Here is a 14,592-nt window from a genome sequence, read left to right on the forward strand (position 1 = left end):
CATCTACCTATACTAGTTTGAATTGAAATAATAGGAGATGAAAATGACTAACTCTAAAAATCAAGATATTCAAACTAATACGGAAAAATCGACATTATCTATAGAATATGCAAGTTCTGAGAAATGTTACATTGAATATCCAAATAAACCAATAAAAGTTCCTTTTAGGAAAATCATACAATCTGATACTAATATAAATGGTAATATTAACAGTAATCCAGAAATCTATATTTATGATACTTCTGGAGAATACTCTTCAACAAATCCTGTTGATATAGAAAAAGGCTTGCTTAGGCATAGGCTTGATTGGCTTAAGCAAAGCAAAGATATAAATCAGTTAGATAGTTTTTCTTCAGAATATACAAATTCTCAATCTAAAGAAGAAAAGTTGAATTTTAAAAATAGGCATATTCCTTTTAAAGCTAAAATTGGCAATAATGTCTCACAGATGCATTATGCTAAAAAGGGAGTTATAACTCCGGAGATGCACTATGTTGCAATTAGAGAGAATATCTTAAGAGCAAATTTACATCTTGATAGTGAGTATAAAAATCAACATCAAGGAGTATCTTTTGGTGCAAATATCCAAAAAGAAATTACTCCAGAATTTGTCCGTGATGAGATAGCTGCTGGAAGAGCTATTATCCCAGCTAATATTAATCATCCAGAGCTGGAACCTATGATTATAGGTAGAAATTTTTTAGTCAAAGTTAATGCAAATATTGGAACATCGGCCGTGACATCATCAATGTTAGAAGAGGTTGAGAAAATGGTCATAGCTATAAAATGGGGTGCTGATACTGTAATGGATCTCTCAACAGGAAAAAACATTCATCAAACACGAGAGTGGATTATTAGAAATAGTCCGGTACCTATAGGTACCGTTCCAATTTATCAAGCATTGGAAAAAGTTAATGGTAAAGTTGAAGCTCTGACTTGGGAAATCTATAGAGATACGTTGATTGAGCAAGCAGAACAAGGAGTTAGTTATTTTACAATCCATGCTGGAGTTAGAAAAGCATTTATAACATTAGCTAGTAATAGAATTACAGGTATTGTTTCACGTGGTGGGTCAATTATGGCCAAATGGTGCTTACATCATAATCAAGAGAATTTTTTATATACTAATTTTGAAGAAATTTGTGAAATTATGAAAGCATACGATATTAGTTTTTCACTTGGTGATGGCTTAAGACCTGGATCTATAAATGATGCAAATGATAGTGCTCAATTGTCTGAATTAAGAACTCTTGGCGAATTAACAAAAATAGCTTGGAAGCATGATGTTCAAGTTATGATAGAAGGTCCAGGACATGTTCCGATGCAGCTTATTAAGGAAAATATAGAGTATGAACTAAAAGATTGCTTTGAAGCACCATTTTATACTTTAGGACCATTAGTTACAGATATAGCTCCTGGGTATGATCATATTACATCTGCAATAGGTGCAGCACAAATAGCTTGGTATGGTACTGCAATGTTATGTTATGTAACACCAAAAGAGCATCTTGGTTTGCCGAATAAAGATGACGTTAGAGAAGGTATTGTTACCTACAAACTAGCTGCTCATGCTGCAGATCTTGCTAAAGGCTTCCCTGGTGTACAAATTAGAGATAATGCATTATCCAAAGCCAGATTTGAATTTAGATGGGATGATCAGTTTAATTTAGGACTTGACCCTGAAAAAGCTAGATATTTCCATGATCAAACATTACCTAAAGAAGGGCACAAGTTTGCACATTTTTGTTCAATGTGTGGTCCTAGTTTCTGTTCTATGAAACTTTCTCAAGACCTAAAAAACCTAAAGTACACAGATGAGTAATGTAGCAGTTCTAGGTTCTGGTGTTATGGGTCGAGCCTTAGCAATAACCTTAGCTGAGAATTATCCAAGCCTTGGGATTGATATATATGATAAAAATAGCAGTTATAAGCGAAGTTGTAGTTACTGTGCCGGTGGGATGTTGTCGCCGCTATCAGAGCTTATTAGCTGTGAAAAGCATACTTATGAGATAGGTTATAATAGTTTTGATCTATGGAGTAAGTTAAATGATTTTATTAATAATTATTTATCTACAACAATTAACTTTGTTAAAAAATCACATACTTATGTAATAGCTTATAATCATGATAAGCAAGAGTTAGATCTTGCTATTAGAAATATTAATCTAAGAGTTGATAAACTATCTAAATCTTTATATCAAAAGGCTCAGCTAGATTTTGATGTTTGTGATAAACAAGATGTTTTTTGTAATGAGCAGGAGTTAAACTTATCTAGTACTATTAATGATAGTGTAATAAAACTTAATGAAGCTCTAGTTAATGTTGCGACTTTTTTAAAACTATCTGATCAATTTTTTGAGAAATATAAAAATATAAAAACGTTTAGGTTATCAAAAGAAGATTTTTGTACTAATAATTTAGGTAAAAATTACCAGCAAGTATTTGATTGTACAGGTTTTCCAAATCCTCAGCTAAGTACATTATACGGTGTTAGAGGAGAAGCATTAATTGTAAGAAATACAAGTATTAAATTAAATAGTGTAATTAGATTATTACATCCTCGTCACTCTATTTATTTGATTCCGAGAGGGAATGGTATTTTTTATATAGGGGCTACGTCTGTCGAAGCTGAAGATTATTCAAGAATTTCAGTTCAAGGTGCTTTAGAGCTACTTAGTTCTTTAATGGTAATTGATAAACGCTTTGCTGAAGCTAGGATTATAAAGACTTTAACTAATGTTCGCCCTGTTAGTATTAATGATAAACCTATATTAGAGAATGTTGGAAATATTACATATTTAAATGGATTATCACGCCATGGATATTTATTTGCACCAGCATTAGCTAATGAAGCAATACAGCAGTTTAATAATATTTAGGGGTTAAGTTATGCATATTATTTTCAATCAAAAAAAATTAGAACTTGAGGATAGTCTAAATATTCATGAGTTACTAAAAGGTCAGAAATTTGAACAGGCATGTTTTGCTGTAATGGTTAATAATAAGTTTGTTGCTAAGAATAATTATAAAAATACTTTTTTAAATAATGAAGATACTGTTGTAACTATACAACCAATGCAAGGAGGATAATTAAATGCTTGATTTGTACGGTGAAAAGTTTCATTCAAGATTTATTATTGGTACAGCACTGTATCCAAATTTTGATGTAATGCTTAAATCAATTTGTGCGTCAGAGGCTCAATTACTAACAATATCTTTAAAAAAATCAGTCACGAATAATAAGCTTCGGAATCAGTTCTGGGATAAGCTAAGCGAGACAGGGTGTAAGTTTTTACCAAATACGGCTGGTTGCAGGAATGCTAATGAGGCAATTGAAATAGCGGAAGTATCTAGAGAGATATTTGAAACAAATTTTATAAAAGTTGAAGTAATTGGTGATGACTATAATCTTCAGCCAGATACTATTGAATTAGTTAAGGCCTGTAGGGAGCTCATAAAAAGAGGTTTTTATGTTTTTCCTTATACTACGGATGATTTAGTAGTTGCTAAATATTTGATAGATGTCGGATGTAAGGTGTTGATGCCTTGGGCTGCACCAATTGGTAGTGGTAAAGGGCTTGTTAATCCATATGCATTAAAAGTGTTAAGAGAGCGTTTTCATGATATTAAGCTAATAGTTGATGCTGGTATAGGTGTTCCGTCTCAGGCATGTGAAGTTATGGAAATGGGCTATGATGGAGTTTTATTAAATAGTGCAGTTGCTTTGGCAGGAGATCCTATGCTTATGGCTAGTGCATTTAAGCTTGCAATTGAGTCTGGAAGAAAGGCTTTCAAATCAAAAAGAATGATAGAAAGAGACTTAGCATCTCCATCAACAAACTTATTCGAAACACCATTTTGGCATCAAAATTGAGAAGGTTTTATGAAAAATACTCTATTGACTATAGGTGGATCAGATAGTTCATCTGGGGCTGGTATACAGGCGGATATTAAGACTGCTAAAAATATTGGGGTTCATGCAAGCACAGTTATTAGTTGTGTTACAGCACAGAACTCAGAAACAGTGCTAGATATTGAAAATGTAAGTATAAATATTTTCAAAAAACAACTACAGGCAGTAGTTAGCGATTTTAATATTAAAGTTATTAAAACATCATTATTAGTATCTATTGAGCAAATTGATGTGATAGTTGATTTATTGTCAACTTTACAAGGTGTCATCTATATTTGTGATCCAGTAATGATTTCAACAACGGGGAAATCTTTAGTATCAAAAGAAGTTATAGAGTATGCTAGAGTGAAACTATATCCTCTAGCGGATATTTTAACTCCAAACTTAGATGAAGCAAAACTATTACTTGATCATAATATTAATAATTTTAGCTTAAGTAATGCTGCTCAAGCTATACAAGAAAAATATCTTTGTGAAAGTATACTTCTTAAGGGAGGTCATAATTTAGAGAAAAGTATTTGTACAGATTTTTATTATAGTAATAAAAAAAATGGTTATAGTTTAGTTTCAGTAAAATATAAAAGAGACATTAAAATCAGAGGTACGGGTTGTACATTATCAAGTGCAATTGCAAGTTTTTTAGTATTAGAATTTGATATTAACAATTCTATTGTTATGGCAAAATCATATATTACTAATGCAATCAAAAACTCCCAGAAACTTACTACAGGTGCCAGTTATTTAGCAACAATAAATCTCTTAAGTTTTGATAAGGATTTTCCTAGAGTATTTTTTGATAAAATCTTTTCTAATTTAGAGTTTAGATCTATCTCTAAAATTGGTTTTTATCCAATAATTGATGATGCTAATAAGATTCCTCATTTAGTAAATCTTGGAGTAAAAACTATTCAGTTAAGAATTAAATCAAAAGATATTTCTTATGTTGAAAGACATATTATAAGAGCTATTAAATATCAAAATAAATATAGACTACAGCTTTTTATAAATGACTATTATGAGCTTGCAATTAAGCATAATGCTTTTGGTATACATTTAGGTCATGAAGATTTACTCAAGCTATTTAAATTTAGTAAAAAAACTTTATTTAAAATTAGTGATTCAAATATTGCCTTAGGGTTAAGTACACATGACTACTATGAATTAGCTATAGCATTAGCTATTAAACCTAGTTATATTGCTTTAGGACCTATATATGCTACGACAACAAAAGAGATGAAATTTGAACCTCAAGGATTAAATAAAATCCACCAATGGTTAGAAATACTAGATTTACCATTAGTTGTAATCGGAGGTATAAAGAAAAAACATATAAAAGCCATAAAAAATATAGGCGCTGATGGAATTGCTGTTGTCAGCTTAGTTGACGAAATTTTAGATAGCGAACTAGAAGCTATAGTTAAGTTTTTAGGATAAAAATATGAATTTAGATCAAGAATTATCGCAACAAGAATATGATTACTACACGAGACAACTAATGCTAAAAGATTTTGGTGTTAGGAGTCAAGTTATGTTAAAAAAGTCATCTGTTTTACTTATAGGTGTAGGAGGTGTGGGATCTCCTGTGGCTACTTATTTTACTGGTTTAGGTCTAGGTTCACTAACAATAGTTGATGATGATATTGTCAGTTTTTCTAATCTACATAGGCAAGTACTATTTGATATTGATAGTATAGGTAAGCCTAAAGCTATTGTAGCTAAAAATAAGCTTAAGAAATTGAATCCTTATATACAAATAGACATTGTTACAGATAGATTAACATTAGAAAATGTATCTAATTTCGATATTAATAAATTTGATCTAATTATAGATACAAGTGATAATTTTGAAACTAAAGTTTTAACAAATAAGCTCTCTATTGAGCATGGAGTTACTCTTTTATCTGGAGGTGTTTCAGGTTTTGCTTTTCAAGCAGGAATCTTTAATATAAACAATAGTTCGGCATGTCTAAAATGCTTATACCCAAATATGTATAAACTTAGAAATAATAACAAATTAGGGGTGATAGGCATAATAGCAGGATTAGAGGGAATGATATTAGTGAATATTGGAGTTAATTTTCTATTAGATAAAACAAAATATTCAGATTCTATCCTATATACCTATGATTTAGCAAATATAGAATTAAAAAAGTATAACTTATTTAAAAATGAAGATTGTGATTCATGTCTTTCGTAAGAGCTTCTAAATTAAATAAAAACCTTGTATGATATTTTGAATACTAAATTAATAAATTACAAAAAAATTACAATAAAGATAGTAGGAATGTAATTTTGTTAGATGGTATAGGAGCTATTTTAGAGTTTTATGATTTTGTTTTGTATATGATTTTTTCTAAAGAAATATCAGCAACTTTCTTTGCAGAAATTACTAGCCCAACAATAAAATCTTTTTTGACAATACTAATATTTTCAATAGCATATTTAGTGAGGCCTTTTGCAGGAACTATTCTTGGTATTGTTGGAGATTTGATAGGGCGAAGAAGATTACTATTATTTACAATATTACTCATGGGTAGCTGCTCACTATGTATGGTCTTAATGCCAGGATATGCTCAGTGGGGCTTATTTGCAAGCTTTGCTTTTGTGTTATTACGAATATTACAAGGAATAGCTTTGGGTGGCGAACTACCTGGTGCATATGTGATAGTGTATGAATCTGTAAAAGGAAAGATAGGCTTTGCTACTGCAATATTATTTACATTTGTAACAGGAGGATTCTTATTTTCTGATTTTGTTGGATTTGCATTAGAGTATGTTTTTGGTACTTATGCTTGGAGAGTGGGTTTTATAATAGGTGGTTTATTAGGTTTTGTAGGGTATTATGTGCGTAGAAACCTCCATGAGACTCCAGAGTTTGAAAACATTGATAATAAAAAGAGACATTCTTTTAGTTCTTTAGTATCTATCTATGGGGCGAATCTATTCGCTGGGATATGTATAGTTATTATAGTAGCTTTTGGTGGGGTAATGTTAACTTTATATATGCATAGATTTGTTGAAAGTATTCTAGTTAATTATAATTCTGGACAGATTTCTCTAATTCTGACACCTAGTGTTTTAATTCTTACTTGTTTTACTTTTATCTTTGGCTATTTGTCAGATAAGATTGGCATCGCTAAAATGTTTGTAATAGAAGCTGAACTTATTGTTATCAGCTCTTTGCCAATATTTTATTTGATGAGCTGTTTTGGTACAGTTTTTTATATTGTTGTGGCTTCAATTATTATTATGCTATTTTATGCATTGATAGCAGCTAGTTTCATATTTCTACTATGCGATTTTTTCCCTACAGATGTAAGATTATCAGGAGTTGGGCTAAGTTATAATTTAGCTTTTGCAGTAGTTGGAGGGGGCGCCATTAATAAGTACAACTATTATTGCAGTGACTCAATATCACTTCTTAGGTCCTGCATTAGTTGGTATAGTTTGTGGTTTAGTAGGCTTAATAGGAGTCTTTATTTATTTTAAAAAAGGCGGATATTATAAGAGTAATAAAGAGATGATAGTTAAACTATAGTCTATTTATAGTGTTTTGTGATAAACATTAAAATCACATTCTACAGCTAAAAGATGGTAGCTATCTGGAAATAAGTCTGCAAATAGCTCTATACAGTAATGTTTATATCCACATTTCGTATACCATTTTTTTAGTTTTTCTTTACTTTGACTTGTGTGGTGCTTTGGAGTGAGTAGCTCAAGTCGCATTATTTTAAAGTTGTTATCTCTAGCCCAGTTTTCAGCAGCAGTAACAAGCTTATTACCAAGTCCAAATCCTCTATAGTTTAAGTCTGTAGCTAACATTCCAAATTCAGCAATATTCTGTGAAAACTTTATAACTTTTATAGATCCAAGAATTAGATCATCACTTTTTACAATAATTATTTTATTCTGTTTAATTAGATCTTTTAACTCATCAGGGGATACTCTTTGTGCAGATTCAATCCATAAATCATTTTCAGCAATTTTATAGGCACTGTTAATTATTTTTTGAATATTTTTAATATCCTTGATAGTTAATTTATCAATCTTAGCAAAACTAGTTTTAAATTTATCCATATGACAAGTGCTTTGTATAAACTGTCCCTGTTATTCAATACCACTTTATAAAATATTTTTATTCCTTGCTTTTATGCAGCATCTAAAATACCAGAATATACTTCATCATGAGTCATATATCCAATACTAGAATGTAGTCTTTCATTGTTGTAAATATCAATATATTCTTTGATACCTACTTTAGCCTCTTTCATAGTTATATATGATGCCGGATAAACATTTTCATATTTCAGTGTTCTCCAAAATCTCTCAATTGCAATATTATCTATAGATCTTCCTTTAGCATCCATAGATTTATTTATTTTATTATCAGATATTATTTTAATATGCTCTTTTGCTGTATATTGAGTTCCTTGATCAGAGTTAAAGATATCAGGTTTACCATATTTAAATAACGCTTCTTTTAACACACTAGTTGTTAGATGTGTATCCATAGTATTAGAAATCTTCCAAGCTAGTATTTTCTTGCTATGCCAATCTATTATGGCTGCTAAATATGCATACCCACATTCTAGTCTAATATACGTGATATCAGCACTCCATACCTTATTAGCTTTATCTATAACAACCTGATTCGTCTCATTTTTAAATACATTAAGTAAGTATGGATATTTCTTGTGTTGCTTATTAATGACAGTTGTCTTTTTTTTAGGATACAATGCCTTAATACCCATGAATTCCATAGCACTTTTGATTAGCTTCCTTCCAACTATAAATCCTAATCTATTTAGCAACTTTACTAGACTTCTCGTACCATAATATGGATGTTTAGTATGTATCAAATCTATTGCATTTAATAGTTTAATATCATCATTACTACTAAATTTTGATATTGGTGTATAATAGTACACACTCTTAGATACAGATAATAGTTTAAGCTGATTATTTAAAGATAATTCTAGCTTAGTATCTACAGAGTTTACTCTATCATTTGATGATACCAAGCTTTTTAGCTTTCCCATTAAAAAATTCCTCTCTACTATTACCTCGCCTAGTTCTTTACTTGTTGCATCTTTATCTTTTCTAAGCTCATCTATTTCCTGCTTATACTCCTTAACAACAGAGCTTTTATCAAATGCTAAGCAAGCATTAGATAAAAATTACTGCTTCCAATTGTGCACGTTTTTAGGAAGTAAATCATACTTACTTGCTATCTCATTAACTGTCATATCGCCTTCTAGCAATTCTATAATTACTTTAGCTTTAAAATCAGCTGTATACGTTACTCTTTTTTTACTCATTTATCTATTTCCTAATTTATCTAGTTAAGTTTAACATCTAGGAATAAAAATCTTTCTAAAATCAGTAGCTTTTTCTGGGGACATTATAGTTCTAATTTATAAAACGTAAGTTTAATTTTTTTTAAAAATCTAAATCATAGTTGGTATATAGGTAGGTTGTTTATTTTTAATATTTCTTGTTAAAAATAGATATACATATTTATTAATAATTAATGTTATATTTATTTTATAAAGCATTAGATAGCTTTTATCTAAGCTTCAAATTTCGTTGGTGATAATATTTATTATCAGTATATTATATGAAATAAATAAATAAAAAGGTGGTTATCATGAAAAAAAATATTAGGAACACTATTTCTAGGAACTATAACTTTTAGCTCAATATATGCAGCAGATGCTACATTGAATGTTAATGATTTAAATTGTTTAAGAGTAGAAAAGCAATTTAGTGAGCAATACAACAATATTTGTCTACCATCTAAAAAGCCAGAAAGTTGCTCAGAAGAAAGTTATAATAAGTTAAAATATAGTATTAAAGAATGTAATTTTAAACTTATAGGATCTTTAAGAGCGGCTCTTTAAACTTTTATATCAGATAGTATTTTACTAAAAGCTATTTTCTCTTAGAGCTAAATAGTTTTTTTAATAAGTTTTATTAAAGATAACTAAACTATATTATTTTAAAAAATGATATATTTGAAGATTGACTTGACTAAGATCTTTAAGTTAAACAATATGTTTGGGTAGTTATTATGAAAAAATAGTATTAATTCTTTTATCAATAACTATAAGTTTTTCAGTATATGCAGCTAATAAACAATTAAATAATAATTCAAAACCTATAGTACCACATGTATGTCATGGAATTTAGGCAATTATTTTCCAATTAGTCTAAAATATTCAATATAAATTATAAAACATAAGGTTTATCGAAGAAATTAAGTGAATTTAGATAAATCTTAAAATCTTATTTGATTTGTAGAGAAGAATCTTTGCTTAATGTAGCCGTAAACTTTTAATTATTCTTGTATATTAATTGCTAGAATGTAAAATCTAGAAATAGCAAGTATTTATAATTATCTCTTATGCAAGAATCTCTAAAACTTAGTGAGTTCCTAGAACTTATAAAAAGCACTATAGAAATGAGCTTTAGTTATGAAGGTTTTTGGATTGTTGCAGAGCTTTCTGAGTGGAGAAGGTCAGGCAAGCATTATTACGGTGAGTTAATAGAACATGATGGTGTTAGTAAATATCCTGTAGCTAAGATTAGATGTAACTGTTGGGCAAATAAAGCTAATTATATACTAAAAAAATTTAATTCATCGACAAATGAAGAGTTAAATTCAGATATGAAAGTCTTACTTAGAGTATCTGTTAATTATCACATTAGTTTTGGACTTAGTTTAAATATAATAGATATTGATCCGGCTTTTACATTAGGAGATAGACAGGCTCGTAAGTTAGAGATACTTAATGCCTTAGCTAAAAAAGGTATTTTAGAAAAAAATAAAAAACTTAATTTATCTGTAGAATTTACAAATATAGCTGTGATTACAAGTATAACAGCAGCAGGTAAGGGGGATTTTTTTGAAGAAGCCGATAAGCTTCAATTATTAGGGTTATGTAGCTTTGAGGTTTTTGAAGCAAAAATGCAAGGAAAAGACTGTGCTATAAGTGTTTCAGATGCTTTTAATAACGTTATGCAAAAATCTAGTCAATACGATGCTATTGTGCTTATCCGTGGAGGGGGGGCACAGGCAGACTTAGACTGGTTTAATAATATCTTACCTGCTGAAAGTATTTGTAATAGTATGTTACCTGTAATGATAGGTATAGGTCATGAGCGTGATAGTACTGTTTTGGATGAAATATGTACAAAGCATTTTGATACACCCTCAAAAGTAATAGGCTTCATAATCAATACAGTAATTGAGAATGCTAGGAAAGCTAAATATAACTATGAATCAGTAATTAAGATAGTTAAAAATTTGACTAAATATAATCAAACAAAGTTAGAAAGAATATACAATGATTTTAAAACTAGAGTGGAACATTATCTGTATCAAGTAGATCAAGGTTTAGAATATAGTTATAAAGGTACTTTATCCATATCAAAGGGATTAGTACGATTATATAGTCAAGCTGTAGAATCTCAATATGCTAATATAAATTTGAACTCTCAAAATTTAGTAAAATATTATAGCCACTCTATTGACGAGTATTATAAACAATCAATAAATATATCAAAGAGTATTACAAGATATTACAATCAGACAAGTGAATATTTATATAAACAAATACTATCTGTATCTATTGAACCAACTCTAAAAAGAGGTTTTAGTGTGACAGTATCTCAAGATGGTGAATATATTACTAGTTATAAGCAAGTAGAAAACTATTCGATTTTAGATATAGTTTATGCAGATGGACAAATTCAAGTGGAGATAAAAAAATAATGGCAACACAAAGTAAAAAGTTTGCAAAAAATTATGAAACGTTAGAACAAATAAATGAGAAGCTTCAGGATAATCAAGATAATCCAGCATTATTGGATGAATTAGCCCCTATGTTAGAGCAAGCTTCTAAAAGCTATAAACTGTGTAAAGAAAGAATTGATGCTGCTCAGAAATTTATAGATGAGTTTGATAGTTAAAATCATCCATTTTTGGTAGGAGCAAAATTTTCATATATTTGTTGAGCTGGATCATCTATTGATGGATCATAATATGAAGTATATAGCCTATCAGTAGAAGGGCTTGTGTATGTGTATTCAACCCTACCTTGTACTATTTGTTCAGTTATAGAAATGTTAATTAAGGCTACAAAACCTCTGTCTTCAGCTATTTCAAATATAGATGTTGCTAGATACCTTCCAAAATCATCACAATCAGAGGCATTTTGATTACAACTGTCTCTATCTTTAAGTGCTATTTTTCTTCTTACCTTATTTGTTAATCTGTCTTCAAATAATTCATCTATAGACATACTATCTTGAATATTGTCTATAGAATTAGCTATAGGGCCAGAATAGGTTGGAGTGTCGTTTTCAGATGCTAATATTTGTTGTTGGATAGAGTAGGGAAAATATTCTATAGGAATATTACCTCTATCTATCTGGATATTTGTTGAATAAGAATAAGAAGTAAAGAATAAAATACTTAGTAATAATATATTTTTTTTAATCATATTTTAGTATCTCCAATCACTATATACTTAAGATATACTTGTAGTAAGACCCACTTTCAAGTACTTTGGGTGTTAAATAAATTTCAATGTCTGCTTTGGTTTCAGACTCTCTAACCAAACAAACTTTAGATACGTATTCACTATTTAAATTATCGCATTTCCATATACTGTCATCTTCGGGTGGGAAAGAGTTATTTGTAAACTGTCCCTATTATTCAATACCACTTTATAAAATATTTTTATTCCTTGCTTTTATGCAGCATCTAAAATACCAGAATATACTTCATCAGGAGTCATATATCCAATACTAGAATGTAGTCTTTCATTGTTGTAAATATCAATATATTCTTTGATACCTACTTTAGCCTCTTTCATAGTTATATATGATGCCGGATAAACATTTTCATATTTCAGTGTTCTCCAAAATCTCTCAATTGCAATATTATCTATAGATCTTCCTTTAGCATCCATAGATATATTTATTTTATTATCAGATAATATTTTAATATGCTCTTTTGCTGTATATTGAGTTCCTTGATCAGAGTTAAAGATATCAGGTTTACCATATTTAAATAACGCTTCTTTTAACACACTAGTTGTTAGATGTGTATCCATAGTATTAGAAATCTTCCAAGCTAGTGTTTTCTTGCTATGCCAATCTATTATGGCTACTAAATATGCATACCCACATTCTAGTCTAATATACGTGATATCAGCACTCCATACCTTATTAGCTTTATCTATAACAACCTGATTCGTCTCATTTTTAAATACATTAAGTAAGTATGGATATTTCTTGTGTTGCTTATTAATGACAGTTGTCTTTTTTTTAGGATACAATGCCTTAATACCCATGAATTCCATAGCACTTTTGATTAGCTTCCTTCCAACTAGAAATCCTAATCTATTTAGCAACTTTACTAGACTTCTCGTACCATAATATGGATGTTTAGTATGTATCAAATCTATTGCATTTAATAGTTTAATATCATCATTACTACTAAATTTTGATATTGGTGTATAATAGTACACACTCTTAGATACAGATAATAGTTTAAGCTGATTATTTAAAGATAATTCTAGCTTAGTATCTACAGAGTTTACTCTATCATTTGATGATACCAAGCTTTTTAGCTTTCCCATTAAAAAATCCCTCTCTACTATTACCTCGACTAGTTTTTTACTTGTTGCATCTTTATCTTTTCTAAGCTCATCTATTTCCTGCTTATACTCCTTAACAATAGAGCTTTTATCAAATGCTAAGCAAGCATTAGATAAAAATTGCTGCTTCCAATTGTGCACGTTTTTAGGAAGTAAATCATACTTACTTGCTATCTCATTAACTGTCATATTGCCTTCTAGCAATTCTATAATTACTTTAGCTTTAAAATCAGCTGTATACGTTACTCTTTTTTTACTCATTTATCTATTTCCTAATTTATCTAGTTAAGTTTAACATCTAGGAATAAAAATCTTTCTAAAATCAGTAGCTTTTTCTGGGGACATTATATTGTGTTTGTATAAACTCTTAATTTTTTAACATATTGATCAGCTTCATATATGGTGTTAGAAATTTTTGTTTTTACTACGTATGTAGAGTAAATTGGAACAGCTATTGCAGCAACGATTGATATTATTGGAATAATGATTAGTAGTTCGACTATCGAAAGTCCACTATTATTAAATTTTATTCTCATAAGCTAAATAAGAAACATAGCTATATTTGGCATGAAATTGATGTCCGTTATTAGCATTTTTATTTTATTTTATATTTCAGAGATTGCATAAAAATTGTATCTTCTGAACTCGTATTAGCCATAGTTGGTATAGTAGTTAGAGAGTATTTCTAACCCTTATTAATTTAAATTGTGATGAAATTTCTCCAATATTCTCAATAAGGTTTTCTCCAAAATAAAAATTATTTGATAATACTACAGACCTTATTAAACTTTATTACCATTTATGAAAGATTTTAGGAAAAATTATATCAGATTAATTACTATATTCATCAGTTAAAAATTAACTATGTTTATCAAAAAATGATATGTTATTTATCCATTTTTGGTTGATTAAAAAGAAGTATTAATTTTAGAATTACAATATAATAGATAGTGTTTATCCATTCACTAAACACTTATAGCCAGAATAAGCATTATCTTTGAGAGCAAAATAAAG

13 protein-coding genes and 2 pseudogenes are annotated in these 14,592 nt (G+C 29.3%); 10 read left to right on the forward strand and 5 right to left on the reverse strand.

What is annotated here, in order from left to right; genetic code table 11:
• The first annotated feature begins 43 nt into the window (after window positions 1–43).
• The 7 genes and pseudogenes from thiC (at window position 44) to CDV26_RS04025 (ending at window position 7,451) form a co-directional block, all read left to right on the forward strand.
• A complete protein-coding gene (gene thiC / locus CDV26_RS03995; RefSeq protein WP_088772189.1) occupies window positions 44–1,822 on the forward strand; it encodes a phosphomethylpyrimidine synthase ThiC in 1,779 nt (592 codons plus the stop codon).
• Complete coding sequence (locus CDV26_RS04000) at window positions 1,815–2,879, forward strand: FAD-dependent oxidoreductase (RefSeq protein ID WP_088772190.1); 1,065 nt, start codon at window positions 1,815–1,817, stop codon at window positions 2,877–2,879. Before thiC ends, CDV26_RS04000 begins: the two co-directional genes overlap by 8 nt.
• 10 nt (window positions 2,880–2,889) lie before the next feature.
• On the forward strand, window positions 2,890–3,090 hold the full coding sequence (thiS, locus tag CDV26_RS04005) for a sulfur carrier protein ThiS (RefSeq protein ID WP_088772191.1): 201 nt from the start codon (window positions 2,890–2,892) through the stop codon (window positions 3,088–3,090).
• Window positions 3,091–3,094: 4 nt separating this feature from the next.
• Complete coding sequence (locus tag CDV26_RS04010) at window positions 3,095–3,874, forward strand: thiazole synthase (protein ID WP_088772192.1); 780 nt, start codon at window positions 3,095–3,097, stop codon at window positions 3,872–3,874.
• Window positions 3,875–3,883: 9 nt separating this feature from the next.
• Window positions 3,884–5,347 carry a bifunctional hydroxymethylpyrimidine kinase/phosphomethylpyrimidine kinase gene (thiD, locus tag CDV26_RS04015; RefSeq protein ID WP_088772193.1) on the forward strand — a complete coding sequence of 488 codons (1,464 nt, stop codon included), beginning with the start codon at window positions 3,884–3,886 and terminating at the stop codon, window positions 5,345–5,347.
• A gap of 4 nt (window positions 5,348–5,351) precedes the next feature.
• Entirely contained in the window at window positions 5,352–6,110 is a 759-nt protein-coding gene (locus CDV26_RS04020) for a HesA/MoeB/ThiF family protein (protein ID WP_088772194.1), read from the forward strand.
• 47 nt (window positions 6,111–6,157) lie between these two features.
• Window positions 6,158–7,451, forward strand: a pseudogene (locus CDV26_RS04025) (MFS transporter).
• A gap of 5 nt (window positions 7,452–7,456) precedes the next feature.
• On the opposite strand, the gene CDV26_RS04030 reads toward CDV26_RS04025, so the two are convergent.
• The 3 genes from CDV26_RS04030 to CDV26_RS04040 form a co-directional block, all read right to left on the reverse strand.
• Window positions 7,457–7,990 (reverse strand): GNAT family N-acetyltransferase, encoded by a 534-nt coding sequence (locus CDV26_RS04030; protein WP_088772195.1) that lies wholly within the window; start codon window positions 7,988–7,990, stop codon window positions 7,457–7,459.
• A 71-nt stretch (window positions 7,991–8,061) separates the two neighbouring features.
• Window positions 8,062–9,027 carry an IS3 family transposase gene (locus tag CDV26_RS04035; RefSeq protein WP_157671646.1) on the reverse strand — a complete coding sequence of 322 codons (966 nt, stop codon included), beginning with the start codon at window positions 9,025–9,027 and terminating at the stop codon, window positions 8,062–8,064.
• Window positions 9,028–9,090: 63 nt separating this feature from the next.
• Complete coding sequence (locus CDV26_RS04040; protein WP_088772134.1) at window positions 9,091–9,231, reverse strand: transposase; 141 nt, start codon at window positions 9,229–9,231, stop codon at window positions 9,091–9,093.
• 402 nt (window positions 9,232–9,633) lie between these two features.
• Here CDV26_RS04040 and CDV26_RS04045 point away from each other — a divergent pair, with 402 nt between their 5' ends.
• From CDV26_RS04045 to xseB, 3 genes and pseudogenes are all read left to right on the forward strand, one after another.
• Window positions 9,634–9,813, forward strand: a complete 180-nt coding sequence (locus CDV26_RS04045; protein WP_212788963.1) for a hypothetical protein — start codon at window positions 9,634–9,636, stop codon at window positions 9,811–9,813.
• A 503-nt stretch (window positions 9,814–10,316) separates the two neighbouring features.
• Window positions 10,317–11,703 (forward strand): annotated as a pseudogene (gene xseA, locus CDV26_RS04050) (exodeoxyribonuclease VII large subunit).
• Window positions 11,687–11,884 carry an exodeoxyribonuclease VII small subunit gene (gene xseB, locus CDV26_RS04055; protein ID WP_088772199.1) on the forward strand — a complete coding sequence of 66 codons (198 nt, stop codon included), beginning with the start codon at window positions 11,687–11,689 and terminating at the stop codon, window positions 11,882–11,884. The pseudogene xseA and the gene xseB overlap by 17 nt, the downstream one beginning before the upstream one ends.
• Window positions 11,885–11,886: 2 nt before the next feature.
• Here xseB and CDV26_RS04060 read toward each other — a convergent pair whose 3' ends face one another.
• Both CDV26_RS04060 and CDV26_RS04065 read right to left on the reverse strand, forming a co-directional pair.
• Window positions 11,887–12,417 carry a hypothetical protein gene (locus tag CDV26_RS04060; RefSeq protein ID WP_088772200.1) on the reverse strand — a complete coding sequence of 177 codons (531 nt, stop codon included), beginning with the start codon at window positions 12,415–12,417 and terminating at the stop codon, window positions 11,887–11,889.
• Between the two features lie 252 nt (window positions 12,418–12,669).
• Complete coding sequence (locus tag CDV26_RS04065; RefSeq protein WP_088772201.1) at window positions 12,670–13,839, reverse strand: IS3 family transposase; 1,170 nt, start codon at window positions 13,837–13,839, stop codon at window positions 12,670–12,672.
• Between the last annotated feature and the right edge of the window lie 753 nt (window positions 13,840–14,592).

This window comes from Francisella halioticida, from assembly GCF_002211785.1.
Taxonomy (GTDB): domain Bacteria; phylum Pseudomonadota; class Gammaproteobacteria; order Francisellales; family Francisellaceae; genus Francisella; species Francisella halioticida.